This window comes from Streptomyces aculeolatus (genome assembly GCF_020400605.1).
Taxonomy (GTDB): Bacteria; Actinomycetota; Actinomycetes; order Streptomycetales; family Streptomycetaceae; genus Streptomyces; species Streptomyces aculeolatus.
Genome location: NZ_JAINRD010000003.1, coordinates 212,803 through 239,709 on the forward strand (window position 1 = coordinate 212,803; position 26,907 = coordinate 239,709).

A 26,907-nucleotide genomic window follows, 5' to 3' on the forward strand; every position below is an offset into this window, starting at 1 on the left:
TGCGGGTTCAGAGGCGTTCGACGACGGTGGCGATGCCCATGCCGCCGCCGGCGCAGAGGGTGACCACGGCCCGTCGGGCGGAGCGGCGTTCGAGCTCGTCCACGACCGTGCCGACGAGCATCGCGCCGGTCGCGCCGAGGGGGTGGCCCATGGCGATGGCGCCGCCGTTGACGTTGACCTTGTCCCAGGGCAGCCGGAGGTCCCGTACGCAGCGGAGCACCACCGACGCGAACGCCTCGTTGATCTCGAACAGGTCGATGTCGTCCACCGTCAGCCCGGCGAGGTCCAGCGCCTTGCGGGTGGCCGGGGCGGGGCCCGTGAGCATGATCGTCGGGTCGTCCCCGCTGACCGCCGCGGCGACGATGCGGGCGCGGGGCGTGAGGCCCAGTTCCGCGCCGGCCCGCTCGGAGCCGACGAGCACGAGCGCCGCGCCGTCGACCACCCCCGAGGAGTTGCCCGGGGTGTGGACGTGGTCGATGCGCTCGATCCAGTGGTACTTCTGCAGGGCCACCGCGTCGAACCCGCCCAGGTCGCCGATGTTCGCGAACGAGGGCTTGAGGCCGGCGAGCGTGTCGAGCGAGGTCTCCGGGCGCGGGTGCTCGTCCTGCGCGAGCACGGTCACCCCGTTGCGGTCCCGGACCGGGACCACGGACTTCGCGAAGTGCCCGCCGGACCAGGCCGCCGCGGCCCGGCGCTGGGACCGCAGGGCGTAGAGGTCGACGTCCTGCCGGGTGAAGCCCTCGACGGTCGCGATGAGGTCGGCGCTGACGCCCTGGGGGACGAAGTACGTGTCGTACGCGGTCTCCGGGTCGGCCGCCATCGGGCCGCCGTCGCTGCCCATCGGCACGCGCGACATCGACTCGGCGCCGCCCGCGACCACAAGCTGCTCCCACCCGGAACGGACCTTCTGCGCGGCGATGTTCACCGCCTCAAGACCGGAGGCGCAGAACCTGTTGAGCTGCACCCCGGCCACGCGGTCGGGCAGACCGGCCGCCAGCGCCGCCGCCTTGGCGAGGTCCATGCCCTGGTCGCCCACCGGCGAGACCACGCCCAGCACGACGTCGTCGAGCCGGCCGGGGTCCAGCTCCGGCCGGCGCCGGAGGAGTTCGTCGATCAGCCCGGTCACCAGGGACACCGGTTTGACGTGGTGCAGCGCACCGTTCCTGCCGCGGCCGCGCGGGGTGCGGATCGCGTCGTAGATGAAGGCTTCTGTCATCGTCCTCTGCTCCCTCGTGGGCCCGTGTAGGAGGACAGGCAACTCCAGTTATTGTCATCGTGTCAATAGCATTGGACACAACTCCCCTTCGGCCAGGACAGGGTTCCACACGAAGACACACACGCCGGAGCGGACGCGGGCGATGCGATCTATTGACACATGGCCAACAACTGGTCCATCGTGAGGGCCGCGCGATGAGTCCGTTGATGGTCCGCGATGAGGGAGTCCGCCGTGGTCACCGCAGAGCAGCTCCACCAGGAGGCAGCAGGGCTGACGATCACCCGCCTGCTGCGCCGCAACGCCCGGGAGTTCCCCGGCCTTCCCGCGCTCACCAGCGGGATCGGGCCGGACGCGACGACGCTGTCCTGGTCGCAGCTGCGCGCCGAGGTCGCCGCCCTGACCCGCGGTCTGGCCGCGCTCGGCCTGAGCCGCGGAGACCGGATGCTGATCGCCATGTCGAAGCGGCCGGAGCACTGGATCGCCGACCTGGCCGCGATCCACCTGGGGGCGATGGCCTGCAGCCTGTACGACACGCTCAGCACCGAGCAGCTGCGCTTCGTCGCCCGGCACAGCGGGGCCACCGTCCTCGTACTCGAGGGCGAGGAGCAGATGCGGCGCTGGCAGCCGGTCCTCAAGGAGCTGCCGCACCTGCGCGCCGTCGTGGTCCTCGACCCGGAGGGAGTCCCGCCCGGCGGCCGGCTCGTCGTCCGCTACGCGGACATCCCCCGCGAAGGGCCGTCCGGAGACGCCTCGTTCGACGTGCTCACGGACGCGGTCACCCCAGACCAGCCGCTGACCCTCGTCTACACCTCGGGTACCACCGGCGAGCCCAAGGGCGTGGTGCTCTCCCACCGCAACGTGGTCCACGAGTCCCTGATGCAGGACCACCTCGTCGCCGTCCCCGAGCATCCGCGCACGGTGGCGTACCTGCCGCTGGCGCACGTGGCCGAGCGGGTGCTCGGGATCTACATGCCGATCTGCAACGCCGGCCACGTCACCATCTGCCCCGACCCGGCGCAACTGCTGCCGGCGCTGCTCGCGGTGCGTCCGCACGGCTTCTTCGGCGTCCCCCGGGTGTGGGAGAAGCTCGCCGCCGGGCTGCGGGCGAAGCTCGCCGCGCTGCCCGCGGAGCAGTCCGCGGCCCTGAAGCAGGCGCAGGAGGCCGCCTGGGGGGCGTTCCACCTGCGGTCCGCGGGCCAGGACGTCCCGGACGCACTCGCGGCCAAGGTGGCGCAGCTCGACGCGCAGGTGCTGCGGCCGGTCCGGGACGCCATCGGACTGGACGACTGCCGCCGGGCGTTCAGCGGCGCGGCGCCGATCCCCACCGCGGTCCTGGAGTTCCTGGCGGGTCTCGGGCTCCCCGTGTACGAGGTGTGGGGCCTGAGCGAGACCACCGGGGCGGCGACGGTCAGCACCCCCGGGACGTTCGCCCTGGGCGCGGTCGGTGCACCGGGTCCGGGCATCGAGGTGAAGGCCGCGGACGACGGCGAGCTGTTCGTCCGCGGTCCCGTGGTCTTCCCCGGCTACCTCACGGCCGACGGCCGTATCGCATCGGCGACCGACCGCGAGGGCTGGCTGCCCACCGGCGACGTCGGCGCGATCGACGAACGCGGCCTGGTCCGGATCACGGACCGCAAGAAGGAGATCATCATCACCGACGGCGGGAAGAACATCGCCCCGACGAAGATCGAATCCCTGCTGCGGGCGCACCCCCTCGTCGCCCAGGCCGTCGCGATCGGCGACCGGCGCCCGTACGTCACCGCACTCCTCGTCCTCGACGAGGAAGCCGCCCCGCTCTGGGCGCGGGCCAACGGGATCGCCGCCGCCGGCCCCGGTGAGCTGGCACGCCACCCCGAGGTGCTCAGCGCCCTCGACAAGGCCGTCGCGGAAGCCAACGCCGCGCTCTCCCGCGCGGAACAGGTGAAGAAGTACGAGGTCCTGGCCGGACCGTGGACCCCGGAGACCGGCGAACTGACACCGAAGCTGAGCCTGCGGCGCCGGGCGATCGACCTGCTGCACGCCGAGACGATCGAGGCGATGTACACATAGATCCGGCAGTACGGCGATCAGCGGACAGCACGACGACAAGGACACCGGCATGGGCGGTCGACGCCAGACGCAGCGACGCAGGATGGAGCCGGACGCCCGGCGTGCGGAGATCCTCGGCGTCGCCCGCAGGCTCTTCGGGGCGAACGGCTACGCCACGGTGTCCACCTCGGACATCGCGGCCGAGGCCGGCGTGGCCCGGGCGCTGATCAACCACTACTTCGGCAGCAAGCGCCGCCTCTACCTGGAGGTGGTGCGGCAGATGATGGTCGTACCCGCCTCCGTCTCCCGCAATCTGCCGCCGACCGGCCCCGAGGAGCGGCTGTCGATCTGCGTCGACCGCTGGCTCGACGTCGTGGAGCGCAACCGGGAGATGTGGCTGTCCGCGATCGGCCTGGAAGCCCTGGGCAACGACCCGGAGGTCGACCGGATCATGCTGGAGGCCGACGAGATCGCGACCGACCGCATCCTCGAGGCCGCGCTGATGGCCGACGTCACCGAAGGGCGGACCCAGCTGAGGGCGATGATCCGCGCCCACAGCGCCATGCTCAAGGCCGCCTCCCGGGAGTGGCTGGTACGCGGCACGCTCAGCCGCAGCGACCTGCACGTGATCCTCACCCGCACCGTGCTCCACCTGCTGAACACGGTCTATCCCGCGATCCGCGCGGCCGACGGCGGCAGCGCCCCACCGACGCCATGACACCGTTAGATGGAGGAACCCGCACCATGCCCCGAGCCCTGACGGACGAACGCCGCGATCTGACCAAGGCGATACGCGACTTCTGCCGCCGCGAGTGCGGCACCAAGGAGCAGCGGGACAAGCTGACCGAGGGCGGCCAGGAGCCGCACAACCAGAAGCTCTACGAGAAGATGGCGGAGCTCGGCTGGCTCGGCATCGTCGTTCCCGAGCAGTACGGCGGCGCGGGCCTCGGCATGGCGGACCTGTGCCTCTTCCTGGAGGAGACCGCCTACGGGCTCGCGCCGATCAGCGGCTTCGGGACCACGGCCATCGCCGCGGCGACCTACGAGAAGTACGGCACGGAGGAGCAGCGCCGCACCGTCCTGGAAGGCACGGTGCGGGGCCGGGTCCAGGCCATCTCGATGTCGGAGCCGGGCGCCGGCTCCGACGTGGGAGCGCTGGCCTGCCGCGCGGAGCGGACCGACGGCGGGTACGTCGTCAACGGGCAGAAGACCTGGTGCTCCAACGCGCACTTCGCCGACCACATCCTGCTCATCGCCCGCACGTCGCACGAGGAGTCGAAGCACCGGGGCCTGACCCAGTTCATGGTCCCCGCCGACGCCGCCAGCCTGGAGATCAGGGGCATCGACACGATGGGCGGCCGGGAGGTCAACGACCTCTACTTCACCGACTGCTTCGTACCGGACACGGCCGTCGTGGGCACGCCCGGACAGGGCTGGCAGCAGCTGATGACCGGGCTGAACCTGGAGCGGATGATCCTCGCCGCGCTGATGCTGGGCACCGCCCGGCGCGCGTTCGACGACACCCTCGCGTACGTCCGGCAGCGCGAGCAGTTCGGCCGGCCGATCGGCTCGTTCCAGGCGCTCAAGCACCGCATAGCCGACATGGCCACCGAACTCGAATGCGCCCGGCTCCTGCTGGACGACGTCGCGGCCGCGATCGACGCCGAACCCGACCGGGTCTTCGCCCGCGAGGCGTCCATGGCCAAGCTCAAGTGCACCGAGCTGGCCAAGCAGGTGGCCCTGGAGGGCATGCAGATGATGGGCGGCTACGGCTACGCCACGGAGTACGGCATGGAAGCCCTGCTGCGCTCGACCGTCGCGTCCACGGTCTACGGCGGCACGAGCGAGATCCAGCGCGACATCATCGGCAAGACCTACGGGCTGTGAGGGGCGCGACGTGCTGACGACACGGTTCAGCGAGATGTTCGGCGTCGAGCACCCGATCGTCCAGGGCGGCATGCAGTGGGTGGGCCGCGCCGGACTGGTCGCCGCGGTGGCGAACGCGGGCGCGCTCGGATTCCTCACCGCCCTCACCCAGCCCACGCCGGAGGCCCTGGCGAAGGAGATCGACCGCTGCCGGGAGCTGACCGACAGGCCGTTCGGCGTCAACCTCACCATCCTGCCGTCGATCAACCCGCCGCCGTACGAGGAGTACCGCCGCGCGATCATCGAATCCGGCGTGCGGATCGTCGAGACGGCCGGCTTCAACCCGCAGGAGCATCTGCCGGAGTTCCGCGCGCACGGCGTCAGGGTGCTGCACAAGTGCACCAGCGTCCGGCACGCCGTCAAGGCCGAACGGCTCGGCGTCGACGCGGTGAGCATCGACGGCTTCGAGTGCGCCGGACACCCCGGGGAGGACGACGTACCGGGCCTGGTCCTCATCCCCGCGGCGGCCCGGCGGCTGACGGTGCCGATGATCGCCTCCGGCGGCTTCGCGGACGGCCGGGGCCTGGTCGCCGCGCTCGCGCTGGGGGCGGACGGCATCAGCATGGGCACGCGGTTCCTGTGCACGGCGGAGTCCCCGGTGCACCGGCGCGTGAAGGAGCAGATCGTCGCCCACACCGAACAGGACACCGAACTGCTCTTCCGCCCGCTGCGCAACACCGCGCGGGTGGCGACCAACACCGTCAGCCGCAAGGTCGTCGAGATCCTCGACGAGGGCGGCGGGTTCCCCGACGTACGCGACCTGGTCGCCGGGACCCGCGGCCGCAGGGTGTTCGAGGACGGCGACCTGGAGGCCGGCATCTGGAGCGCGGGCCTGGCCCAGGGCCTCATCGACGACATCCCGACGGTCCGCGAGGTCGTGGAGCGCATCGTGGAAGAAGCCGGAGAGCTGATCACCGGCCGCTTGACCGCCCTGCGGCGCTGATCCTGGGGCCGGGGATACGCGCGTACCGGGAGACGGCCGGCCACCGCCGCTCGCGGGGAGCGGGCGGCGGTGGCCGATGCCGTCGCCGTGCTCCGGCAGCGAATCGGCCGCCGGGGTTCACTGCCGGTGGGTCCGACGGGGGTCCGCCCCGCCGGACGGGCACTGCTGCGGGGCGGAGGGACGGGTCAGTCCGTGCCGAAGGAGTGGACCGTGGTGGAGCGGTAGGTGTCGCCGGGGCGGAGGACCGTGCTGGGGAACGACGGCTGGTTCGGGGAGTCGGGGAAGTGCTGGGTCTCCAGGCAGAAGGCGTCGCCCTGACGGTAGACCCGGCCCGAGGTGCCCGCGAAGGACCCGTCGAGGAAGTTCCCGCTGTAGAACTGCAGGCCGGGCTCGGTGGTCCTGATGGTCATCGTGCGGCCCGACAACGGCTCCCGGACCGAGGCCGCCCGCTCCGGGGCGCGGGTGATGCCCTTGTCCAGGACGAAGTTGTGGTCGATGCCCTTGGCGTACAGCAGTTGCTCGTGGCCGTCGCGCAGGTCCGCGCCGACCTCCTTCGGCCGGCGGAAGTCGAAGGGGGTGCCCGCGACCGGGGCCAGTTCTCCGGTGGGGATGAGGCCTTGGTCGACAGGGGTGTAGCGGGATGCGGCGATCTTCATTTCGTGGCCGTGGACGTCGCCGCTGCCCTCGCCCGCGAGGTTGAAGTACACGTGGCTGGTGAGGTTCACGACCGTCGGCGCGGAGGTGGTGGCGGCGTAGTCGATCCGCCAGTCGCCGTCCGCGGTCAGGGTGTAGTCGACCCGGGTCGCCAGTGCGCCGGGATAGCCCATCTCGCCGTCGCCGCTGACGTAGCGCAGGGTCAGGCCTACGCCCGCCGCGGAGGTGAACGGCTCGACGTCCCACACCCGCTTGTCGAAGCCCTTGTCGCCGCCGTGCAGGCTGTGGTCCCCGTCGTTGAGCGGTAGCTGGTACGTCCGGCCGTCGAGGGTGAAGCGGCCGCTGTCGACGCGGTTGCCGTAGCGGCCGATGAGCGCGCCGAAGTACGGGCTGAGGGCGACGTAGGCGTCGAGGTTCTCGAAGCCCAGCGACACGTTCGCGTACCCGCCGCGGCGGTCGGGCAGTTCGAGGGACTGCACGATGCCGCCGTAGGACAGCACCCGTATCCGGGTGCCGCCGTTGGCGAGGGTCCAGCGGTCCACGCGGGTGCCGTCGGCCAGCCGGCCGAACGGCTCGCGGAAGGGCCGGGTCGGCCGGCCGGCAGTGCGCGCGGCCGCCGGGGCGGCGAGCCCGGCGGCGGCCAGGCCGCCGGCCGTCGCGGCCAGCATGGAGCGTCTGCTCGTGCTCGGGGTCATGGAGATAACTCCTCGTCAGCGAGAGTTCGGGATCGGGTCGTACGAGTCGCGGGCCGGCACTCCGCACTGCACTTGTTCCGTGTTCGAAATTTCGTCAGTCGTTCGAAATTCAGGCCAGACGGTAAGGAGGCCGACGGCGGCTGTCAACGGTCAGCGCACGGCGAACCCGTAGCCCGCGGCCGAAAGTTTCAGGTGCTGGCGCGGGCCACGAGGTGGGTGGGGAGGATCAGGGAGCTGGGGTCCTCGCCGGCGACGAGCCCGGCGAGCATGCGGGCCATCTCGTTGCCCAGGGCTTCGATGGGCTGGTGGACCGTGGTCAGCGACGGTTCGGCGATCCGCGCGATGTCCAGATCGTCGAAGCCCACGACCGCGACGTCGGCGGGCACCGCGCGACCCGAGCCGCGCAGCGTGCGCAGCGCTCCGGCCGCCATGTTGTCGTTGGCGGCGAACACCCCGTCCGGTTCCGGCTGCCGCTTCAGCAGTGCTGCCATGGCGGCGGCGCCGCTGGGTTCGGTGAAGTCTCCGTACTCCGGCGGGAAAGGCTGCAGTCCGGCGAGGATCATGGCCTCCCGGTAGCCGCGGTGACGCGCACGGCTCACCTCGGTGTCCGGCAGCCCGCAGATTATGCCGACCCGCCTCCGTCCGCGGGCGAGCAGGTGCTCGGTGGCCTGGCGCGCGCCGCCGGCGTTGTCGACGTCCACGAACCACGGCGCATCGAATCCCGCCGGGCGTCCGCCGAAGACGACAGGGACCTCCGCCTCCCGTGCGAGGTGGAGCACAGGGTCGTTCTCCCGGACGGCCATGAACATGGCGCCGTCGACTCCCCGGGCGCGCAGGAGTTCCGCGAGTCGCCGCCGGCTGCGCTCGCTTGCCGCAAGGCACAGCATCAGGTGCAGGTCGGCTCCTTCCAGGGCGCCGGACGCGCCGACGATCACCTTTGCGAAGAACGGGTCCGCGAAGATCGACGGAGCCTCGCCCGAGATGACGAGGGCGACCGCGCCCCTCTGGCGGGTGGCCAGCGCCCGCGCCGTCGTGTTCGGCACGTAGTCGAGTTCCCTGATGGCCCGCAGGACCGCCGCCCGCTTCGCCGGGCTGACGTGGGGCGCGTTGTTGAGCACCCGGGAGGCCGCCGAGCGGGAGACGCCGGCGCGCTCGGCCACCTCGTCGAGCGTGGGCTGCCGGCGCGGCACGTCTGTCATGGACCCCCGGAGCCTCCTCCGACCCGTGGCCGTCAGGACGCCCCCACCGCCGGGAGCGCTTCCAGTCCTGGGACCTTAACGACTCCCCGCTCTCCGGTGAAGAGTGGCCGCGCGGCAACTCTTGACAGGTTCCCATCAGCGCCCACACGATGACCGGAAGCACTCGCGAATCTCTGCCACAAAATGGGAGCGCTCCCAAGAGCATTGCTCCCGTGCGCCACTCGTGCTCGGAGTGCGGCAGCCCGACACCGTCGCACCTTCATGCCGCGGGCTCAGGACGAAAGCCCCGCGGCGTTCCCCTTCATGAATGAGGTTCACCGATGCGCAAACTCATACGCGGGGCGGTGGCAGCGCTCCTCGCACTGCCGCTGTTCCTGATCTCGTCACCATCCGCGCAGGCGGCGCCCACCCCGCTCGCCATGACCAGCGGCTTCTACGTCGACCCGAATTCCAGCCCCGCGGCCTGGTCGGCCGCCAACCCCGGGGACGGCCGGGCCTCCGCGATCCGCAGCTCCATCGCCAGCACCCCCATGGCCCGTTGGTTCGGCTCCTGGAGCGGCGACATCGGCTCCGCCGTAGGTTCCTACACCGGGGCGGCCCAGGCGGCCGACAAGTTGCCGCTCCTCGTCGCGTACAACATGTACGGCCGCGACGCGTGCGGTGGGCACTCGGGCGGTGGAGCCGCGTCCCCGTCCGAGTACGCCGGGTGGATCGACGCCTTCGCCCGCGCGATCGGCAGCCGCCCCGCCGTCGTCGTCCTGGAACCCGACGCTCTCGGGGACTACAGCTGCATGTCGCAGGCGCAGATCATCGAGCGGCAGACGATGCTCACCAACGCCCTCTCGCGGTTCCGGTCCGCGGCGCCGAACGCCTGGGTCTACCTCGACGCGGGCAACCCCCGCTGGGTCGACGCCTCCACCATGGCCGAACGCCTGCACGCCTCCGGACTCAGCCTCGCCAGGGGCTTCTCCCTCAACGTCTCGAACTACTTCACCACCTCGGAGAACGTGTCCTATGCCGGCAGCGTCAACCAGGCACTGGGCCAGCGCCACGGCTACAGCAAGCCGTTCGTCGTGGACACCAGCCGCAACGGCAACGGCTCGAACGGTGAGTGGTGCAACCCCGGCGGACGCAGGATCGGCACTCCCACCCAGCAGGGGGGCGGCGCCGAGATGCTCCTGTGGATCAAGACACCCGGGGAGTCCGACGGCAACTGCGGTGTCGGATCCGGTTCCACCGCCGGGCAGTTCCTGCCGGAGGTCGCCTACAAGATGATCTACGGCTACTGACACCCGGGCGCGGCCTCCCAGGCTGTGCACAAGCTCGCATGCCCGGGCCGACGCCCACCTGCTGAACGCCGGACGGCCGCACGGAACCGCCCGTCCCGCGGCGAGCGGGGCCCCGCGGGACGGGCGCGACAAAAGGAGAGGCAATGCTCGTTCGAGCACGAAGGCGGCTGGCCCGCCTCCTCGCGGTGACGGCCGCGGTGCTGACGCTGTCCGCCGCGGCGCCCCACCAGCCGGTGGCCCAGGCCGCACCCGGCAGCCCGGCCGTCACCCCGCCACTGGGCTGGAACAGCTGGAACAGTTTCGGCTGCGCCGTCACCGAGGACATGGTGCGCCAGGCCGCGGACGCCATGGTCAGTTCGGGCATGCGGGACGCGGGCTACGAGTACGTGGTGGTCGACGACTGCTGGTTCGACCCGCAACGTGACGCCCAGGGCAACCTGCGCGCCCACCCGGCGAAGTTTCCCGGTGGGATGAAGGCGCTGGGCGACTACATCCACAGCCGCGGCCTGAAGTTCGGCCTCTACCAGGTGCCCACCGAGCGCACCTGTGCGCAGCGCGTCGGCACGTTCCCCGGCTCGACGGGCAGTATGGGACACGAGGTGCAGGACGCCCGCACCTTCGCCTCCTGGGGCGTGGACTACCTCAAGTACGACTGGTGCTCGCCCGCGGGCACGCGGGACGAGCAGGTGGCCCGGTTCTCCCTGATGCGCGACGCCCTGCGGGACACGGGCAGGCCCATCGTCTACAGCATCAACCCGAACAGCTTCCACGCGATCACCGGCTCCACGTACGACTGGGGCGAGGTCGCCGACCTGTGGCGCACCACCGAGGACCTGCTCGACATCTGGCAGAACGGCAACGTCAACAGCTACCCGATGGGCGTCGGCAACGTCGTCGACGTCAACGCCCCGCTCGCCGCCCAGGCCGGCCCGGGCCACTGGAACGATCCGGACATGCTGGTCGTGGGCAGACCGGGGCTGTCGCTGACCGAGTCGCGGTCGCATTTCACCCTGTGGGCGCTGATGGCCGCGCCGTTGATGGCGGGCAACGACATCCGCACCATGTCCGCCGACGTCAGCGCGGTGTTACGCAACCAGCGGCTGCTGGCGGTGAACCAGGACCCCCTGGGCGCCGGCGGACGACGGGTCCGCGACGACGGCGCCACCGAGGTGTTCGCCAAGCCCCTGTCCGACGGCTCGGTCGCCGTCGGGCTCTTCAACCGCGGCGACGGCACCGCCACCGTCAGCGCCTCGGCCGCACAGATCGGCCTGACCGGTGGGTCGTTCGCCCTCACCGACCTGTGGACCGGCGCCACGTCGGACACGAGCGGCCAGATCACCGCGAGCGTACCGGCGCACGGCGTGACGGCGTTCCGGATCACCGGGGGCACGCCGCTCGCCGCCGAGACCTCCCGGATCCGCGGCAACGGCTCCGGCCGCTGCCTGGATGTGGAGAACTCCTCCACGGCCGCGGGCGCCGCCGTCGTGATCTGGGACTGCCACACCGCCGCCAACCAGCTCTGGACGACGTGGGCCGGCGGAGAGATCCGCGTCTTCGGCGACAAGTGCCTGGACGCCGAGAACCAGGGGACCGCCAACGGCACCCGGGTGATCACCTGGACCTGCAACGGCCAGGACAACCAGAAGTGGAGCTTCGCCGCCGACGGTTCGATCCGCAACGTGCACGCCGGACTGTGCCTGGAGACGAGCGGTGCGGCCACCGCGAACGGCTCGCGGCTGGTCCTGGGGGCCTGCGGCGGCCAGGCACACCAGCGGTGGACCCGCAACTGACCCCGATACGACCGAGGAGGCCGACCCCCCATGTCCGACCCACTGCGGCCCTGGAGCCGCCGGAGCGTGCTGACGGCCGCCACCGGCCTGACCGCCGCGACCGCGCTGCCCCTCGCACACTCCGCCCATGCCCGGCCGGCCGCATCGTCCCCCACCGCGGCGAACGCCGCGCTGGCGACGTACGCGAACCCCGTCCTGTGGCAGGACTTCGCGGACATCGACATCATCCGCGTCGGTGACACCTACTACTACTCCGCCTCGACGATGCACTATTCGCCGGGCGCGCCCATCCTGCGCTCCTACGACCTGGTCAACTGGGAGTTCGCCGGCCACTCGGTGCCGGTGCTGGATTTCGGGAGCAAGTACGACCTGAACGGCGGCCGCGGCTACGTCCGCGGCATCTGGGCCTCCTCCCTGGGCTACCGCCCGAGCAGCCGCACGTTCTACTGGGTGGGCCAGATCGACTTCGCCCGCACCTACCTCTACACCGCCACGTCCGTCGAAGGTCCCTGGAGCAGACATGCCTCCCTCGGCAACGTCTACTACGACGCGGGTCTGCTGTTCGACGATGACGACACCCCCTACGTGGCCTACGGCAACACCGCCATCCACGTCGCCCAGCTCGCGCCGGACGCGCGCACCCAGGTCCGTTCCCAGCAGGTGTTCAGCACCCCGTCGAGCGTCGGCACGCTGGAGGGAGCCCGCTTCTACAAGATCAACGGGAACTACTACATCTTCCTGACCCGGCCGGCCAACGGCCAGTACATCCTGAAGTCCGCCTCCGGACCCTTCGGTCCGTACGAGATGCGGCAGGTGCTCCTCAACCTGGCGGGACCGATCGCCGGCGGCGGAGTGCCGCACCAGGGCGGCCTCGTGAGCACCCCGGACGGGCAGTGGCACTACATGGCCTTCGTCGACGCGTACCCCGGCGGCCGGGTCCCGGCGCTCGCCCCGATCACGTGGACCGGGGACGGCTGGCCCGTCCTGCAACTCGTGAACGGCGCCTGGGGGCAGTCGTACACCGCACCGCTGCCCCTGCGCCCCGTCGCGCCGATGACCGGCACGGACACCTTCCAGGGCACCCGGCTGGGCCCGCAGTGGGAGTGGAACCACAACCCCGACACCGGCAGATTCTCCGTCGGCGACGGGCTGACCCTGCGCACCGCGACGGTGACCGACGACCTGTACAGCGCCCGCAACACGCTGACCCATCGCGTCCAGGGACCCACCTCCACCGCCACGATCGAGCTCGACTGCTCCCAGATGGCCGACGGCGACCGGGCGGGGCTGGCCATGCTGCGCGACTCCTCCGCGTGGATCGGCCTCAAGCGCGAGGGCGGCACGACGCGCGTGGTGATGGTCGACGGCCTGACCATGGACGGCAACTGGAACACCACCGGCAGGGGGTCCGAGCGGGCGAGCGCGGGATTCACGGGCAGCCGGATATGGCTGCGCGCCCGCGCCGACATCCGGCCCGGGAGCGGACGGCAGGCCCAGTTCTCGTACAGCACCGACGGCAGCGGCTTCAGCCCGCTCGGGCCCGCCTTCACGCTCAACAATGCCTGGCAGTTCTTCATGGGCTACCGCTTCGCCGTCTTCAACCACGCCACCAGAGCGCTCGGAGGCAGCGTGCGGGTGGCGAGATTCGAGTTGGCAACCCCGTGACCCCCGAGACGCGGAGACGACCACGAAGACGTTCACAGACATGATCAGCGTTCTTCAGACTGACAACCCGGGACTGTTTTGGTAAGACAGGTTCATGTCACTGAATCGACGGTCGTTCATGGGTGCGGTCACGGCGGGCGCGGCCCTGGGATCGAACACGGGCGCGGCCGCGGCGGCACCGGGCCGCGAGGGCGCGCGCTTCGGTCCCGCCGGGCCGCGGAACGACGACTACGACGGCTCCGACATGTGGCTGCGCTACGTGCCCGTCCGCGACCCGCACCTGCTCGGGCACTACCGGCGGCAGGTGACCGCCGTCGTCGTGGAGAACGCCGACCGGAACGCTTCGTACCGGCACACACCGAACCTGAGCATGGCTCCGGGATCGTCCGAGCGGCTGATGACCTCCACCCTGGAGGCGGCCAGGGAGGAGCTGGTCCGGGGCCTGAGCGGGCTGCTGGACCGGCCGGTGCGGGCACTCCCGCGGCCCGGGGACGTCCCGCCCGACGGCGCCGTCGTCGTGGGGACCCCGGAGAGTTCGCAGGCCGTGCGCCGGTTCCTGAAGGCCGACGAGCTGGCGCGCGCGGGCCGGGACGGCTTCGTCGTCAAGTCGGTCTCCCAGGGGCGCCGGGCGTTCACCCTCATCGCGGGGACCACAGAAGTGGGCGCGCTGTACGGCACGTTCGCCTTCCTGCGGCGCATCCAGACCCACGAGCCGATCACGGACCTGGCACTCACCGAGACCCCGAGGGTCGCCAACCGCCACCTGAACTACTGGGACACCGAGCGTCTCTACGCCGGCAACGACGAGCCGGGCACGGGCGGGCTGCGCGGTGAGAACGGCGCGATCTTCAACTTCGCCGCGACCGGCGCCAGTGCCCCGCTGAACCTGCCGGTCGTCCTCGACCGCTACCTCGTGGCGGCGCGGGCGATGGCCTCCGTCGGGATCAACGGGATCACCATCAACAACGTCAACGCCGACAACTCCTACCTCACTCCCGCGTACATCGCCCAGGAGGCCGCGCTGGCCGACGCGCTGCGGCCGTACGGGATCAGGCTCGCCCTCTCCATCCGCTACGCGGCACCCATGGACGGCCGCTTCGCACCGGACACGCTCACCGAGGAGCAGATGGCGCCCACGGACGCCGACTTCCGGGCCTGGTGGACCCGGAGGGCCCGGCGGATCCAGGAATCCATACCTGATTTCCTCGGATTCACCGTGAAGGCCAACTCCGAGGGCCAGCCGGGCCCCCAGGACTTCGGCTACGACCACGGCGACGGCGCCAACGGCATGGCGACCGCGGTGGCACCCCTCGGCCTGAAGATCTACTGGCGGACCTTCGTCTACAACCCCGACGTCGACAGCGACCGGCTGAAGCGCGCCTACCTGGAGTTCGGTCACATCGACGACGAGGCCCAGCCCGACGGAACCACCGGCCGCTTCCTGGACAACGTCTTCCTCCAGACCAAGAACGGCCCCCTGGACTTCCAGGCCAGGGAGCCCGTCCACCCGATGTTCGGACGGATGGAGAACACCAACCAGGCCCTCGAACTCCAGATCACCCAGGAGTACACCGGCCAGAACCGGATGCTCTGCTTCCTGGCGCCCATGTGGGAGGAGATCCTCAAGACCGACACCCACGCCACGGACGCGCGGGGCCGGCCCCTCGACAGGCGCCTGGTCGGCCACGTCGTGGACGGAACGGCCCAGGGCCACTCGGACACCGCCGTCGTCGGCGTGGCCAACCTGGGCAACGCGGACAACCTGACCGGACACCACTTCTCCCAGGCAAACCTGTACGCCTTCGGCCGCCAGTCCTGGGACTGGACCGCGGACTCCGCGGACATCGCCGCCGACTGGGTGAGGATGACCTGGAGCAACAGCCGGAAGGTCGTCGACGCGATCGTCTCCATGATGATGGGCTCCTGGCCGGCGCTGGTGAGCTACCAGACCCCCCTCGGGATCGCCCACCAGTTCACCGCCGACGTCCACTACGGCCCCGGCCCCTCGGAATCACACCTCCCGCGCGAGGACTGGAACCCCGTCTACTACAACAAGGCGGACAGCGCCGGCCTCGGCTACGACCGCTCCCCCACCGGAAGCAACTTCACCGCCCAGTACTCCCCCACCCTGGAAGCGGCCTACTCGGACATCGACACCGTCCCCGAGAACCTGATGATGTGGTTCCATCACGTGCCCTGGGACCGCCCCATGGGCAGCGGCAGGATCTTCTGGGACGAACTCGTCCACCACTACTACTCGGGTGTCCGGTACGTCAGCGGCATGCGCCGGACCTGGGACTCGCTGGAACCCTGGCTCGACGCCCGCCGGTTCGCCGAGGTCAGGGCCAAGCTGGCGCTCCACGAGACGGACGCGGCCGACTGGCGGGACACGTGCGTGAGCTACTGGCAGCGGTTCAGCGGCAGAGATATCCGCGTACCGGACTGAACCGCGCCGGCCGCCGGCACGGGCACCGCCCGCTGCGGTGCCCGTACCCGCCGGTCCGCTAGCCGGTCGGGCCCGCGTCGGAGATCACTTCGCGGGCCCCGGCGGGGATGTCGCCCACGTCGAAGGTGACGTTGTCGCGGGCGACGTTGCCGCGCTGGCCGTCGACGATTCCGGTGATGGCGGGGTTGGTCGTGTAGTTGCCGACCAGGGTGAGGTCGCCGGTGCGGTTGCCGTTCTGGTTGTTGGCGTGCGCCCACTGCCCGGCGCTGCCGACGAAGACGTTGCGGCTGCCGCTGAGATAGCGGGAGCCCTCGTCGAAGTACAGGCCGAGTTGCCCGCTGTTCTCGCAGTAGTTCGCGTCGACGACACCGCCCGGAATCGCGGAGAGGCTGTAGATGCAGCCGGCGTCGAACATCGTCTGCACGACGTTGCGCACGTGGTTTCCCACGACACGCACGTCACGCAGCGTCGTGGGAGTCCGGTAGACCGGCTGGAAGTCGTAGAGCCCGCGGTTGACGTACTCCGGGCTGCCGCCGGGATCGTTGGCGCCCCAGCCGTAACCGATCCCGATGCCGGTGTAGGGCATGTCGGAGACGTAGTTGTGCTCGATGGCCAGTCCGGAGACATAGCTGGCGAAGATGCCGTCCTGGTCGAGGTATTCGAGTGCCGTCGAGTGGATGCGGTTGTTCCTGATCAGGATGTCGCTGTTGGTCATCCGCTCGTCGGAGGGATGGTGCGCGTCCGGGCGTACCCCGCCGGCGACGATGCCGCCGCCGGCGCTCGCGGTGAAGGTGTTGCCGACGACCGACACGTTCTTCGCGCCCAGGCCCACGCCGGTGCCGTGCGCGTTGGCGTCGTTGCCGATACCGAGGCCGACGGAGCCGAGGTTGACGAAGCTGTTGTCCTCGAAGCCGATGTCCTCTGCCGCCGACACCTGCACCGCCCCGGGGGCCTGTGCCCAGTTGTTGCGGGCGCCCTCGAAGCCGCGGCAGCCGACCGCGCACGAGGTGAAGGCGTCGGACGGCCTGTGGGGCTGGACTCCCGTGATGAACGCGCCCGTCTGCTGGTTGGCGTAGCCGTTGGGGCTGCCGGGGTGCAGCCAGGTGGTGCCGGTGAAGGCCAGCCCTTCGAACCGCAGGTTGCGGGCCGGCTCGTCGTAGGTGCCGCCGACCTCCAGCAGCGATTCCAGCCGCGGCAGTTCGACCTGCGCGCGTTGCAGGTCCTGTCCCGGAAGCGGCTTGTAGTACAGCGTGCCTGCGGTGGTGTCCAGGTACCACTCACCGGGCTCGTCGAGGAACCGCTTGGAGTTCAGCAGGGTGAACACCGGGGTACGGAACGGGGACTGGATGGTGTCGTACCCGTAGGTGTTGTTGTCCCAGGCCGGTTGCTGCATGACGACCCTTGAGCCGGAGATGCTCTGTACGGGGGCGAACCGGTTGGTGAACGAGAGCTTCGCCTGGAGTTCGATGCGCCCCTGGTCGGGCAGCGTGGCGAGGTAGGCGAGGTCCGGGTTGTCGAGGGTGAAGCCCGTGGCGTCGAGCGTGATGTCGGACCGGGACAGCCCGGTCCGCGCCCGCTGTGCCGGTACGCCGTCGACGTAGAGCTGGCGGCTGTCGAAGCCGGTGCCGACGTCGGCCTTGTAGACGCCCGTCGCGGGGTCGTCGAGCTCCCAGTCCGTGACCGGTTCCGCGCCGCTCACCACGGCTTCCGCCCCCGGTGCGGCCGTCCAGGTCACGGTGTGTCCGCCGCGGCCGGAGTCGGCGGCCCCGAAGCGCAGCGGGGAGCTGAGACGGTGGATTCCCTTCAGCAGGCTCACCTGCACGTCGCCGTCGCCGCGGCCGGCGAGGTTCCGTGCCCGTCGCTGCGCCTCCGCCAGGGTCTGCAGGGGCTGCTGGGCGGTCCCAGGGCCGTCGTCGGCGGCCTGCGGAGCGCCCGTCGGAGCGACGACGAGGGTGTGATGCCGGGGTGCTGCGAGTGACTCGGTGGGCAGGGCGGCGAGGAGTCCGGCGGCCAGGGCCGCGGCAGCCGCCGCCGCGCTGGTGCGTGCGTACCGTGCGCGGAGTGGGGGCATGGCCGTGTCCTTTCTTCGCGGTGGGGAGTCAGGGCCGGGCGTCGTGGGGCACCCCGTCGGGGTGCGGTGGAGTGGGGAGCACGGGACTTCCGGGGTGGTGGGTGGCGGGGCGGGCGCGGTCCGCCACGGCCAGCAGCCGCCGTCCCGCGTACTCGGGCCGGACGTCGGGACCCTCGTCGGCGGCGGCGGGCGGGGGCACCGCGGCCGCCGCGACCGTCTTCTCGTCGACCTCGATGCCCAGGCCCGCCGAGTCGCCGAGAACGAAGGCGCCGCCCTCGACCCGCAGGTCGAAGGAGAGGCCGACGGGCTCCCGAAGGTTCTGCAGTTCGCTCGCGAGGTGGTTGGGCACGGCTGTCGCGGCGTGCAGCAGCGCGACCGGAGAGCCGCCGATCGGGCTGACCGGCAGGTCGTGGGCGTGCGCCAGGGCGGCCACCCGCAGGAAGTGGGTCACGCCCCAGACCGCGGCCGCCTGCACGATGTCGACCGCGCCCTGGGCCAGAAGCGAGCGGTACTGTTCGAGCCCGGTGAGGTTCTCCCCGCTCGCCACCGAGGCGCGGATCCCCCGCCCTACGGCGGCCAGGCCCTCCGCGTCCCAGCGCCGGACGGGCTCCTCCACCCAGCTGAGGTCCAGGGTCTGCTCCAGCTCACAGACGTGGCGGACCGCCTGCTTGCGGGTCCAGCACTCGTTCGCGTCGAGCATCAGGGCAGGCCGCATCCCGCGTCCGGCCCGGGTGAGCACCTCCCGCACGAGGGTCAGGCGGTCGCGGTCCCGCTCGATGTCGAGGCCGCCCTTCAGCTTCGCCGCCCGCAGGCCGCGCTCGGCGTAGACCTGGTAGACCGCGGCCAGGTCGTCGTCGCTGAGGGCGATGTCGAGTCCGGAGGCGTAGGCGGGGACTGTCCGGTCCCGTCCGCCCAGCAGGCGCCACAGCGGTTCGCCCGCGGCCTTCGCCTTGATGTCCCACAGTGCGGTGTCGAATGCGCCGATGGTTCCGAAGACGGCGCCGCCGTGCCCGGCCTTGAACGTCTGCCGGATCATGCGGTCGTAGAGCGCGGTCACGCAACGGGGGTCCTCGCCGTCCACGGCGGCGAAGACGGCTTCCGCCGCCGTGTGGGATCCCAGTCCCGCGCCGGTGATTCCGGCGTCGGTGTCCACCAGGACCACCGGAACCGGGGTGATCCCGTCGGTGAATACGCCGTTGGCGTCGCCGACGGGCCGGCCCCAGTCGTGGAAGGTCGTCAGCGTGCGATATCCGGTGACCCGCATGTCAGCCCTTCGTGGCGCCGGCGGTGATCCCGTCGGCGATCTGGCGCTGGAAGAAGAGGTAGATCACGAGGACCGGGAGTGCGGCGATCAGCACTCCCGCGGCGAAGGTGGGAATGTCGTCGGAGTACTGTCCGCGCAGCGAGGTGACGCCCACCATGAGCGTGCGGTGTTCGGCGGACGGCATCATCAGCAGGGAGATGAGTACGTCGTTCCAGCAGAACAGGGCGTTGAGGATGCCGACCGACAGCAGTGCGGGACGGCCGATCGGCAGCATGATCCGCCGGTAGACGCCGTACAGCGTGTTCCCGTCGACGCGGGCGGCGTCCACGATCTCCCGCGGGATCCCCGAGTAGTAGCTCGTCATCAGGAAGATCGAGAAGGGGAGGAACTGCGCGACGTAGGCGAGGACCAGCCCGGGGTAGGTGTCGATGAGGCCGGTGTCGGCCATGACCTGCGCGAGCGGGACCATGACCACCTGGAACGGCACGAACAGCGCCGCGAGGAAGCACAGGAAGAGCGCCCGTGACCCCCGGAACCGCAGGTGGCTCAGCGCGAAGCCGGCCATCGATCCGATCAGCAGGAGGAGCGCGACGGCTGACGCCACCACGATGACGGAGTTGACGAAGTACCGGCCGAGCCCGACGCTCGTCCACGCCGTGGCGATGTTGTCCCAGCGCAGGGAGTCCGCCGGGGAGAACCGGTCGAGGATGTAGTCGCGGCGGGACTTCATGGCGACGTTGGCGGTGAACACGAGGGGGTAGACCGTCGCGAGGGCGAGAGCCGCCATCGGGACGGCGACCGCCCAGCGCCTCCGGCGGGGGACGCGCATCAGTGCTCCCTCCCCGCGCGGCGGAGCAGCCCGATCTGCACCAGCCCCACGACGAGCATGATGAGGAAGAGAACCGTCGAGGCGGCCGAGGCGAGCGCCGGGCGGTTCAGCTGCCCCTGCTGGATCCAGATGTAGTACTCCGGCAGGTAGGTCGATCCCTCCGGTCCGCCGCTGGTCATCACGTAGAGCAGACCGAACATCGAGGTCAGCATCCCGATCATGGTGGTCACGAAGACGAACTGGATGGTGCGGGACAGGCCGGGGACGATCACGTGCCGGATGACCCGGGCGAGCGACGCGCCGTCCACCCGGGCGGCGTCGAGGAGGGTGGTGTCGAGCGTGGAGAAGCCGGCGAGGAAGACCACCAGCGCCATCCCGAACGTCGCCCAGATGTGGACGCCGACGACGGTGAACATGGTGACGTCCGGATCGCCGAGCCAGTCGACCGCGCCGATGCCGGCCTTTTCCAGAAGGGAGTTGAGCGGACCGTCGTAGGCGAGCAGGAGGTTGAAGATCGCGCCGACGATCACCGGCGAGAGCACGGCCGGGAAGAAGTACACGCTCCGGAAGAGCCGGTGCCCCGGCACCCGCAGGAAGAGGAAGGTCGCCAGCATGCCGGGGATCGCCACCGCGACGGGGAGCAGCAGCACCAGCAGGCCGACGTTCCCCAACGCGGTGCGGAAGAGCGGGTCGTCGACGAGTTCGGCGTAGTTGTCCAGGCCGACCGAGGTCCCGTCGCGCGCGCCGTCGCCGGTGAAGGAGTAGTTCACGCCCAGGAGCAGCGGCCACAGCCGCAGCGTCGCGACGACCAGGACGGCCGGGGCCACCAGGACGTAGGGCGCGAGGCGCTCCGCACGCTGTGCGCCGAAAGCACGCGGCGAGCCCGTCCCCGCGCTCGCACCCTGTGCGCGCCACGGGGTCTTCGTCCTCCCGGTCCGCTCGGCACCGGGCCGGCCGGCCGTCGGCTGCGCGCCCCCGACCAGCACGGGGTCAGCCCTTCCGGTCGGAGTCGGCCAGTTGCTCCAGCGCCTCGTCGACGCCGGTCGACCCGCTGAGTATCTGCTGCGAGAGCCTTCCCAGCAGATCCAGCGTCTCGGTGGAGAGCGCGACGTGCAGTGCCGGTTTGCCGGCACCGATCTCCGAGGTGATCGCGGACAGCGCCGCGCCGCCGTCCGACACGTCGACGGTGGTGTCGGAGACGACCGCGCCGGCGTCGGCGTAGAACGCCTGGAGCGCGTCCTTCGAGGTCAGGGAGCGCACCAGGTCCGCGGCCAGGGCCGGCTTCTTCGTCCACTTCGCGACCGCGTAGCCGATTCCGCCGTCGTACGGCAGGACTGGCTCGGCGCCGGCCTCGGCACGCGGGGCCGGCATGACCCCGATGTCGTCCGGGTCCAGAAACTCGCCGAAGTCCTTCCAGTGCCCGACGTCCGACATCAGCCCGACGATGTGGGCTGCCTCGCCGGACTGGAAGAGGGCGAAGGCGTCGTTGAACAGTGCGGTCGAGTTGGCCCCGTCGTTGTTCAGGCCGGCGTCACCCGTCTCCTTCCAGAGTTCGAAGAGCCGCCGCACGCGGGGGGAGTTCCAGTCCCGGTCACCGGCGATCCAGGCGTCGTACTCGCGCGGAGTGAGGACGCCAGGGCCCAGGCCGGAGAGGAAGAACTGGATGCCGAAGCCCTCCTTGTTCCCGAGGGCGAGGCAACTGGCGTCCGTCGCCTCGGTGATGGCTTCGCAGTCGTCGGTGAACTCCCTCCACGTGGTCGCCGGGCTGTCGGGGTCGAGCCCGGCCTCCTCGTAGAGCGCCTTGTTGTAGTAGAGGGGGTGGCCCTGCAGCGTCACCGGTGCGGCGTAGGTCTTGCCCTTTGCGGTGAAGGCTTCCCAGCCGGCGAGCCGCTGCCTGTCCCCGGTGACGTAGTCGTCGAGGGGAAGGAGGGCGTCCGCGCGGTCGCGTATCTGGCCGCCGCCGTTGAAGAGCATGACGTCGGGGCCCTTGCCGGCCTGAATGGCCGTGCCGAGCAGGGTGTAGTACTGGTCGAAGGGCTGGGCCACGAACTCGACCGTCACGTCGGGGTGCTCCGCGGCGAAGTCGGCTTTCGCCTGCTCGATGTAGGAGGCGGCCGTCTCTTCGCCGGACTTCCAGTCCCAGACCACGAGTGTGCCGTCCGCGGTGCCGGACGACGAGCCGGAGCCCGCGCTGCCGCAGCCGGACAGCAGCCCGGCGACCAGGACGACCGACCACAGTGCTGGCCGCTTCATGTCGATCACTCTCCGTTGCTGCCGGAAGACGGCGGGCCATCGCCGATGGCTCGGAAACGTAACTCGTATGACGTATTACGTCAATGCCTCGTCACGTATGATTGGCCGTCTAGTCATGGCGCCGCGTGGTCGCGGGGCCGCCGGAGGAACCATGACGACATCCGAGTCAGCAGCCCGGAGCAGCTCCCCGCCGCCCACCTGGGCACAACGACCGGCGAGCCTCGCCAGGGCGGTCACGGCCGAGCTGGTGGGACGCATCGTCCGCGGGGAGCACCCGCCGGGAACGCCGCTGCCCCCCGAGCCCGCTCTCTGCGAGGCATTCGCCGTGAGCCGGACCGTCGTCCGGGAAGCCGTGAAGGTGCTGCAGGAGAAGGGGCTCGTACAGGTCCGGCAGGGTTCCGGAACCATGGTGACCGCCCCTTCGGCGTGGAACATGCTCGACGAGCAGGTCCTGACCGCGAGCATCGCCCAGGACGAGAGCCTGGAGATCCTCGACGACCTCGTCGTCACGCGGCGCCTGCTGGAGTCCGACATGGCCAACGTCGCCGCCAGGCTGGCCACTCCGGAAGTCGTCGACCAGTTGCGCACGCTGGTGGACCGGATGGACGAGCTGGTCGACGACCACGTCACATATGCCGAACACGACCGCGCCTTCCACGACGTGATCATGCAGTCGTCGGGGAACCGCATCGCGCGTGGAGTGGTGCGCGCGCTGGAGAGTCAGGTCGTCAACACCGCGCGGTACATGGGGCATCCGGAGCGTGCCATGTGCGTCGCGTCCAACCGCGGCCACCGCCGCATCTACGAGCGCATCGCCGCACACGATCCGGGCGGCGCCGCCGAGGCGGTGTTCACCCACATCACCGAAGCCTGGCTCGTCCGCCGCCGCGCGCCGGGCGACCCGGTGCGACTGGAACGCTGAGAGCTGCCCCGTAAGGCACGGGCCGCTGCGGCGGCCCGCGTCCGCGAGCGGGCGAGCGGGCGTTCACGCCACGTCCCCGCGACGCCGCGATCCCAGGGCGTGCGCACGGTACGTGTGTCCGGACCGGGCGGCGAACTCGATCAGGTCCGGCTCGGGCTGCTCGGGCCGGACCGGCTCGCCACCGGTCAGATCGAGGACCTCGTAGCCGCCGAGGAACATCTGGCTGCGGACTCTCACCGCTCCTTCGCGGTCGGGTGTGAGGGAGAGCCGCGTGGCCCGGCCGCCGGTCCACGCGGCGCCGACCGTGTGACCGCCGCGTCCGCGCAGCCCCTCGACCGTCCCGTCGGGCCAGGCCGGCGGAAGTGCGGGCAGCAGGTGCAGTTCGCCGTGGTGGCTGTGCAGCAGCATCTCGGCGATGCCGGACGTCGCGCCGAAGTTGCCGTCGATCTGGAACGGCGGGTGCAGGTCGAACATGTTGGGCGCGAGCCTGTCCGGTGTCACGAGGTCGCGGATCAGGTCGTGGGCCCGGCCGCCCTCTTCCATGCGCGCCCAGAAATTGATCTTCCAGGCCAGTGACCAGCCCGTTCCGTCGTCGCCGCGCAGCTCCAGGGTCCGGCGGGCGGCCTCGAACAATTCGGGCGTGCCGCGCTTGCTGATCTGGTTGCCGGGGTGCAGGCCGTAGAGGTGGGAGACGTGCCGGTGGAACTGCTCGGTCTCCGTCCAGTCGTGGAGCCACTCCTGGATGTTGCCGCGGGCGCCGATCCTCATCGGCGCCAGCCGCTCCCGGGCCGCCAGGACCTGCCCGCGGAAGTCGGCGTCCACGCCCAGGATCTCGCCGGCCCGCGCGCAGCCGTCGAACAGGTCACGCAGGATCTGCATGTCCATGGTGGGCCCCGCGCAGACGGAGGCGTTCGGGTGGTGGGCGAGCTCCGGCGAGTTGGACGGGTTGGTGACCAGCCGTCCCAGGTCCGGTTCGGCCACCAGCGTGTCGAGGAAGAACTGCGCGGCACCCTTCACCGCGGGGTAGTTGGCGCGCAGGAAGTCGACGTCGCCGGTGTACTGATAGTGATCCCAGACCATGGTGGCAAGCCATGCCCCGCCGGTCTGCCACATGCCCCAGAACGCCCCGTCCACGACCGATGTCCCGCGCCACGCGTCGGTGTTGTGGTGCGTGACCCAGCCGCGGGCGCCGTACTGCGCCTGTGCCGTGCGGGCGCCGGTCACCGTGAGGTCGTCGATCATGTCGAACACCGGCTCGCAGCACTCGGAGAGGTTCGTCGGGCCGGCCGGCCAGTAGTTCATCGGCAGGTTGGCGTTGAGGGTGTACTTCGAGTCCCACGGCGGGGCCATCTGCTCGTTCCAGATGCCCTGGAGGTTGGCCGGCTGGGTGCCGGGCCGCGAGGAGGAGATCAGCAGGTACCGGCCGTACTGGAAGAGCAGCGCGGAGAACTGCGGGTCGTCGGCACCGCCGTGTTGCGCGATCCGGACGTCCGTGGGCTGATCGGCCGCCGCGGTGCGGCCGAGGTCGATCGTGGTCCGGCCGAACAGCGCCTGGTAGTCGGCCACATGCCGGCTGCGGAGGTCGTCGTACGAGCTGCCCTGTGCGGCGTCGAGGTGCCGGCGGGCGATGCCGCGGTAGTCGCCGCCCGCGTCCCGGTAGTCGACGTAGCTGGTGCCGACGGAGACCAGCAGCGTGACGCTGTCGGCGCCGGCCACCCGGAGCGTGCCGCCCGAGCCGGATACCGTGCCGCCCTGGGCAACGGCTCTGGCCAGTGCGAGGAACCGCACCGACCCGGCTATGCCCTCCATGCTGCCCGAGATCCCTTCCAGCGCGATCGTCGTTCCGTCGGGGCTGGATACCGAGGCGCTCTGCGGGCTGGCGAACGCGGCCGTGAACGAGATCGAACCGGGCGCATCGGCGGTCAGGCGCATGACAATCACCTGGTCCGGTGCGCTGGCGATCACCTCGCGTTGGAACCGCACGCCGTTGGCCACGTAGGTCACCGCGGTGGTCGCGGTGGTGAGGTCGAGCCACCGCCGGTACCCCGATGTCGTGCCGCTGCCGGGCAGGGCCAGGGTGAGGTCGCCGACAGGCTGGTAGGCCAGCTCTCCGGCCGGCCGCCCGAGCATCGTGCGGTCGATCAGCGACTGCGCCTGTTCCCACTGCCCGTCGAAGACCAGTTGCCGGATCTGCGGCAGCGCGTCGGCACCCCCCGGGTTGGCCGGGTCGTACGGTCCGCCCGCCCAGAGCGTGTCCTCGTTGAGCTGGAGCCGCTCGGTGCCGACGTTCCCGAAGACCATGGCGCCGAGGCGGCCGGCCCCGACCGGCAGCGCACGCAGCCAGTCCGAGCCCGCCGGTTCGTCGTACCACAGCGCCAGGTCGCCGACCGCCCGCACTTCGGGGGGTGCGGCCGAGTCGGCACGGGCGGCAGCCGTCCACGGGACGGGCATCATGACGGCTCCGGTGCCCGCGGTGCCGAGCCTGATCATCTCCCTGCGCGTCAGTCTCCGCATCGTGATCCTCCACTGAGTCCTGGCAGAGTCCCGGCGGTTCTCGTCACCCAGGCGACCGGGCGGGCGACGGCAACGCCGCACCGACGGCCCCTGCCGGCACGGTTCAGTACGCGAAAGGCACGGCCAACGCAGCCTCAGCGGGCATGCGACGCCGCGTACGCGACACGCACCCGCGGCCTCCGGTTCATCCGGGCCCGCATCCGGTCGGCCCGGGCCTGTCCGATGGCGCTCACCACCGGCCACCTCCGGTCCGCCGATGACCTCGTCGGGCGTGACACGCGGGAGACATTAAATGTCCGAGGACACCAACGCAACCCCTCCCACGCAGACTTCGACCACATAAAAGGGCTGTATCGCTCTTTACGCACCAGATAAGCCGGATCTCACCGCGTGGTGCCGCGCTCCATCGACGGCTCGACTGCCTGGACATCAGATGTATCGTGCCTCGCATTATCCGGAAGGCCGAGGCTGGAGGCCGAGCGATGTCACTGACCGACAAGGCGATCACGCGGATTCGGGAGCTGATCGCTTCGGGAGAGCTCCCGCCGGGCGCGAAGCTGCCGCCGGAGCAGCAGCTGGCCGCGGAACTGGGCCTGTCCCGGGGGCTGATGCGCGAGGCGGTCAAGGCACTGGTCGTCGCACGGGTGCTGGAGATCCGCAGGGGCGACGGCACGTACGTCACGACCCTGGAGCCGAGGGTGCTGCTCGAAGGCCTGGGCTCCGCGGTCGAACTCCTCCAGGGCGACACCCTGCTGGAGCTCACCGAGGTGCGCCGGCTCTTCGAGCCGGTCGCCACCGGTCTGGCCGCCACCCGCATCTCGGCCGGCGAACTCGCCGGAGTGGCAGGGCACCTGGCGGCCATGCGCGCGGCCAGGGACGACGTCGAGCTGCTCAACAAGCACGACGCGGCCTTCCACCAGGCCGTCGCCTCCGCCACGGGCAACCAGACGCTGGCGAGCCTGCTGGAGGGGATCTCCGGCCGGACCGTACGGGCCCGGGTCTGGCGCGGGATGGTCGACGGGGACGTCGCCGACCGGACACTCGCCCAGCACCAGGAGATCTACGACGCGCTGGCCGCCGGAGACGCCGCGCTCGCCGAGGCCGCTGCGCTCATCCACGTCAGCACCACCGAGGCGTGGCTCCGCAGACACCTCGCGCCCACCGCGAAGGACGCGTCGCGCCCGGAGCCCGCGCCCCGTTGAC

The 26,907-nt window shown here is 70.9% G+C and carries 19 protein-coding genes; 10 read left to right on the forward strand and 9 right to left on the reverse strand.

The window, feature by feature from the left end:
* Nucleotides 1-7: 7 nt before the first annotated feature.
* Complete coding sequence (locus LG396_RS07430) at nt 8-1,216, reverse strand: acetyl-CoA C-acetyltransferase (protein ID WP_130457567.1); 1,209 nt, start codon at nt 1,214-1,216, stop codon at nt 8-10.
* A gap of 231 nt (nt 1,217-1,447) precedes the next feature.
* Here LG396_RS07430 and LG396_RS07435 point away from each other — a divergent pair, with 231 nt between their 5' ends.
* Genes LG396_RS07435 through LG396_RS07450 form a run of 4 tightly spaced genes read left to right on the forward strand, consistent with a single transcriptional unit; the run spans nt 1,448 to nt 6,113 of the window.
* Nucleotides 1,448-3,265, forward strand: a complete 1,818-nt coding sequence (locus LG396_RS07435; protein ID WP_225794131.1) for an AMP-dependent synthetase/ligase — start codon at nt 1,448-1,450, stop codon at nt 3,263-3,265.
* A gap of 49 nt (nt 3,266-3,314) precedes the next feature.
* Nucleotides 3,315-3,962: a TetR/AcrR family transcriptional regulator gene (locus tag LG396_RS07440; RefSeq protein ID WP_225794132.1), complete on the forward strand. Its 648-nt coding sequence runs from the start codon at nt 3,315-3,317 to the stop codon at nt 3,960-3,962.
* 26 nt (nt 3,963-3,988) lie between these two features.
* A complete protein-coding gene (locus LG396_RS07445) occupies nt 3,989-5,131 on the forward strand; it encodes an acyl-CoA dehydrogenase family protein (RefSeq protein WP_225794133.1) in 1,143 nt (380 codons plus the stop codon).
* Between the two features lie 10 nt (nt 5,132-5,141).
* Complete coding sequence (locus LG396_RS07450) at nt 5,142-6,113, forward strand: NAD(P)H-dependent flavin oxidoreductase (protein WP_308190069.1); 972 nt, start codon at nt 5,142-5,144, stop codon at nt 6,111-6,113.
* A gap of 185 nt (nt 6,114-6,298) precedes the next feature.
* Here the strand turns inward: LG396_RS07450 and LG396_RS07455 are convergent, their stop codons facing one another.
* Complete coding sequence (locus LG396_RS07455; RefSeq protein ID WP_225794134.1) at nt 6,299-7,462, reverse strand: aldose epimerase family protein; 1,164 nt, start codon at nt 7,460-7,462, stop codon at nt 6,299-6,301.
* Between the two features lie 188 nt (nt 7,463-7,650).
* On the reverse strand, nt 7,651-8,661 hold the full coding sequence (locus LG396_RS07460; RefSeq protein ID WP_225794135.1) for a LacI family DNA-binding transcriptional regulator: 1,011 nt from the start codon (nt 8,659-8,661) through the stop codon (nt 7,651-7,653).
* 320 nt (nt 8,662-8,981) lie between these two features.
* Between LG396_RS07460 and LG396_RS07465 the strand changes: the two genes are divergently transcribed.
* The 4 genes from LG396_RS07465 to LG396_RS07480 all read left to right on the forward strand — a co-directional run bounded on the left by LG396_RS07465 (nt 8,982) and on the right by LG396_RS07480 (nt 15,851).
* Nucleotides 8,982-9,950 (forward strand): glycoside hydrolase family 6 protein, encoded by a 969-nt coding sequence (locus tag LG396_RS07465; protein ID WP_225794136.1) that lies wholly within the window; start codon nt 8,982-8,984, stop codon nt 9,948-9,950.
* A 143-nt stretch (nt 9,951-10,093) separates the two neighbouring features.
* Nucleotides 10,094-11,740 (forward strand): glycoside hydrolase family 27 protein, encoded by a 1,647-nt coding sequence (locus LG396_RS07470; protein WP_225794137.1) that lies wholly within the window; start codon nt 10,094-10,096, stop codon nt 11,738-11,740.
* Nucleotides 11,741-11,770: 30 nt separating this feature from the next.
* Entirely contained in the window at nt 11,771-13,405 is a 1,635-nt protein-coding gene (locus tag LG396_RS07475) for a glycoside hydrolase family 43 protein (RefSeq protein ID WP_225794138.1), read from the forward strand.
* Nucleotides 13,406-13,499: 94 nt separating this feature from the next.
* Nucleotides 13,500-15,851: an alpha-glucuronidase family glycosyl hydrolase gene (locus LG396_RS07480; protein WP_225794139.1), complete on the forward strand. Its 2,352-nt coding sequence runs from the start codon at nt 13,500-13,502 to the stop codon at nt 15,849-15,851.
* Nucleotides 15,852-15,909: 58 nt separating this feature from the next.
* Here LG396_RS07480 and LG396_RS07485 read toward each other — a convergent pair whose 3' ends face one another.
* The 5 genes from LG396_RS07485 to LG396_RS07505 form a co-directional block, all read right to left on the reverse strand.
* The gene (locus tag LG396_RS07485; protein WP_225794140.1) at nt 15,910-17,922 is read right to left on the reverse strand and encodes a right-handed parallel beta-helix repeat-containing protein; all 2,013 of its coding nucleotides are present in this window, start codon (nt 17,920-17,922) and stop codon (nt 15,910-15,912) included.
* 28 nt (nt 17,923-17,950) lie between these two features.
* Nucleotides 17,951-19,186 carry a mandelate racemase/muconate lactonizing enzyme family protein gene (locus LG396_RS07490; protein WP_225794141.1) on the reverse strand — a complete coding sequence of 412 codons (1,236 nt, stop codon included), beginning with the start codon at nt 19,184-19,186 and terminating at the stop codon, nt 17,951-17,953.
* Between the two features lies 1 nt (nt 19,187).
* A complete protein-coding gene (locus LG396_RS07495) occupies nt 19,188-20,015 on the reverse strand; it encodes a carbohydrate ABC transporter permease (RefSeq protein WP_225794142.1) in 828 nt (275 codons plus the stop codon).
* Nucleotides 20,015-20,845, reverse strand: a complete 831-nt coding sequence (locus LG396_RS07500) for a carbohydrate ABC transporter permease (protein WP_225794270.1) — start codon at nt 20,843-20,845, stop codon at nt 20,015-20,017. Before LG396_RS07500 ends, LG396_RS07495 begins: the two co-directional genes overlap by 1 nt.
* Before the next feature lie 160 nt (nt 20,846-21,005).
* Complete coding sequence (locus tag LG396_RS07505; protein ID WP_225794143.1) at nt 21,006-22,268, reverse strand: ABC transporter substrate-binding protein; 1,263 nt, start codon at nt 22,266-22,268, stop codon at nt 21,006-21,008.
* A gap of 151 nt (nt 22,269-22,419) precedes the next feature.
* Here LG396_RS07505 and LG396_RS07510 point away from each other — a divergent pair, with 151 nt between their 5' ends.
* Entirely contained in the window at nt 22,420-23,190 is a 771-nt protein-coding gene (locus tag LG396_RS07510) for a FadR/GntR family transcriptional regulator (RefSeq protein WP_225794144.1), read from the forward strand.
* Nucleotides 23,191-23,253: 63 nt separating this feature from the next.
* On the opposite strand, the gene LG396_RS07515 is transcribed toward LG396_RS07510, so the two are convergent.
* Nucleotides 23,254-25,704 (reverse strand): glycoside hydrolase family 95 protein, encoded by a 2,451-nt coding sequence (locus LG396_RS07515; protein ID WP_225794145.1) that lies wholly within the window; start codon nt 25,702-25,704, stop codon nt 23,254-23,256.
* A gap of 482 nt (nt 25,705-26,186) precedes the next feature.
* Here LG396_RS07515 and LG396_RS07520 point away from each other — a divergent pair, with 482 nt between their 5' ends.
* Nucleotides 26,187-26,906 (forward strand): FadR/GntR family transcriptional regulator, encoded by a 720-nt coding sequence (locus tag LG396_RS07520; protein WP_225794146.1) that lies wholly within the window; start codon nt 26,187-26,189, stop codon nt 26,904-26,906.
* The last annotated feature ends 1 nt before the right edge of the window (nt 26,907 follow it).

Bases quoted from the DNA above. Each gene is read 5' to 3' on its own strand.
- LG396_RS07430 (WP_130457567.1), bottom strand. From the start codon at position 1,216: ATGACAGAAGCCTTCATCTACGACGCGATCCGCACCCCGCGCGGCCGC.
- LG396_RS07440 (WP_225794132.1), top strand. From the start codon at position 3,315: ATGGGCGGTCGACGCCAGACGCAGCGACGCAGGATGGAGCCGGACGCC.
- LG396_RS07445 (WP_225794133.1), top strand. From the start codon at position 3,989: ATGCCCCGAGCCCTGACGGACGAACGCCGCGATCTGACCAAGGCGATA.
- LG396_RS07455 (WP_225794134.1), bottom strand. From the start codon at position 7,462: ATGACCCCGAGCACGAGCAGACGCTCCATGCTGGCCGCGACGGCCGGC.
- LG396_RS07460 (WP_225794135.1), bottom strand. From the start codon at position 8,661: ATGACAGACGTGCCGCGCCGGCAGCCCACGCTCGACGAGGTGGCCGAG.
- LG396_RS07465 (WP_225794136.1), top strand. From the start codon at position 8,982: ATGCGCAAACTCATACGCGGGGCGGTGGCAGCGCTCCTCGCACTGCCG.
- LG396_RS07470 (WP_225794137.1), top strand. From the start codon at position 10,094: ATGCTCGTTCGAGCACGAAGGCGGCTGGCCCGCCTCCTCGCGGTGACG.
- LG396_RS07475 (WP_225794138.1), top strand. From the start codon at position 11,771: ATGTCCGACCCACTGCGGCCCTGGAGCCGCCGGAGCGTGCTGACGGCC.
- LG396_RS07480 (WP_225794139.1), top strand. From the start codon at position 13,500: ATGTCACTGAATCGACGGTCGTTCATGGGTGCGGTCACGGCGGGCGCG.
- LG396_RS07485 (WP_225794140.1), bottom strand. From the start codon at position 17,922: ATGCCCCCACTCCGCGCACGGTACGCACGCACCAGCGCGGCGGCGGCT.
- LG396_RS07490 (WP_225794141.1), bottom strand. From the start codon at position 19,186: ATGCGGGTCACCGGATATCGCACGCTGACGACCTTCCACGACTGGGGC.
- LG396_RS07495 (WP_225794142.1), bottom strand. From the start codon at position 20,015: ATGCGCGTCCCCCGCCGGAGGCGCTGGGCGGTCGCCGTCCCGATGGCG.
- LG396_RS07505 (WP_225794143.1), bottom strand. From the start codon at position 22,268: ATGAAGCGGCCAGCACTGTGGTCGGTCGTCCTGGTCGCCGGGCTGCTG.
- LG396_RS07510 (WP_225794144.1), top strand. From the start codon at position 22,420: ATGACGACATCCGAGTCAGCAGCCCGGAGCAGCTCCCCGCCGCCCACC.
- LG396_RS07515 (WP_225794145.1), bottom strand. From the start codon at position 25,704: ATGCGGAGACTGACGCGCAGGGAGATGATCAGGCTCGGCACCGCGGGC.
- LG396_RS07520 (WP_225794146.1), top strand. From the start codon at position 26,187: ATGTCACTGACCGACAAGGCGATCACGCGGATTCGGGAGCTGATCGCT.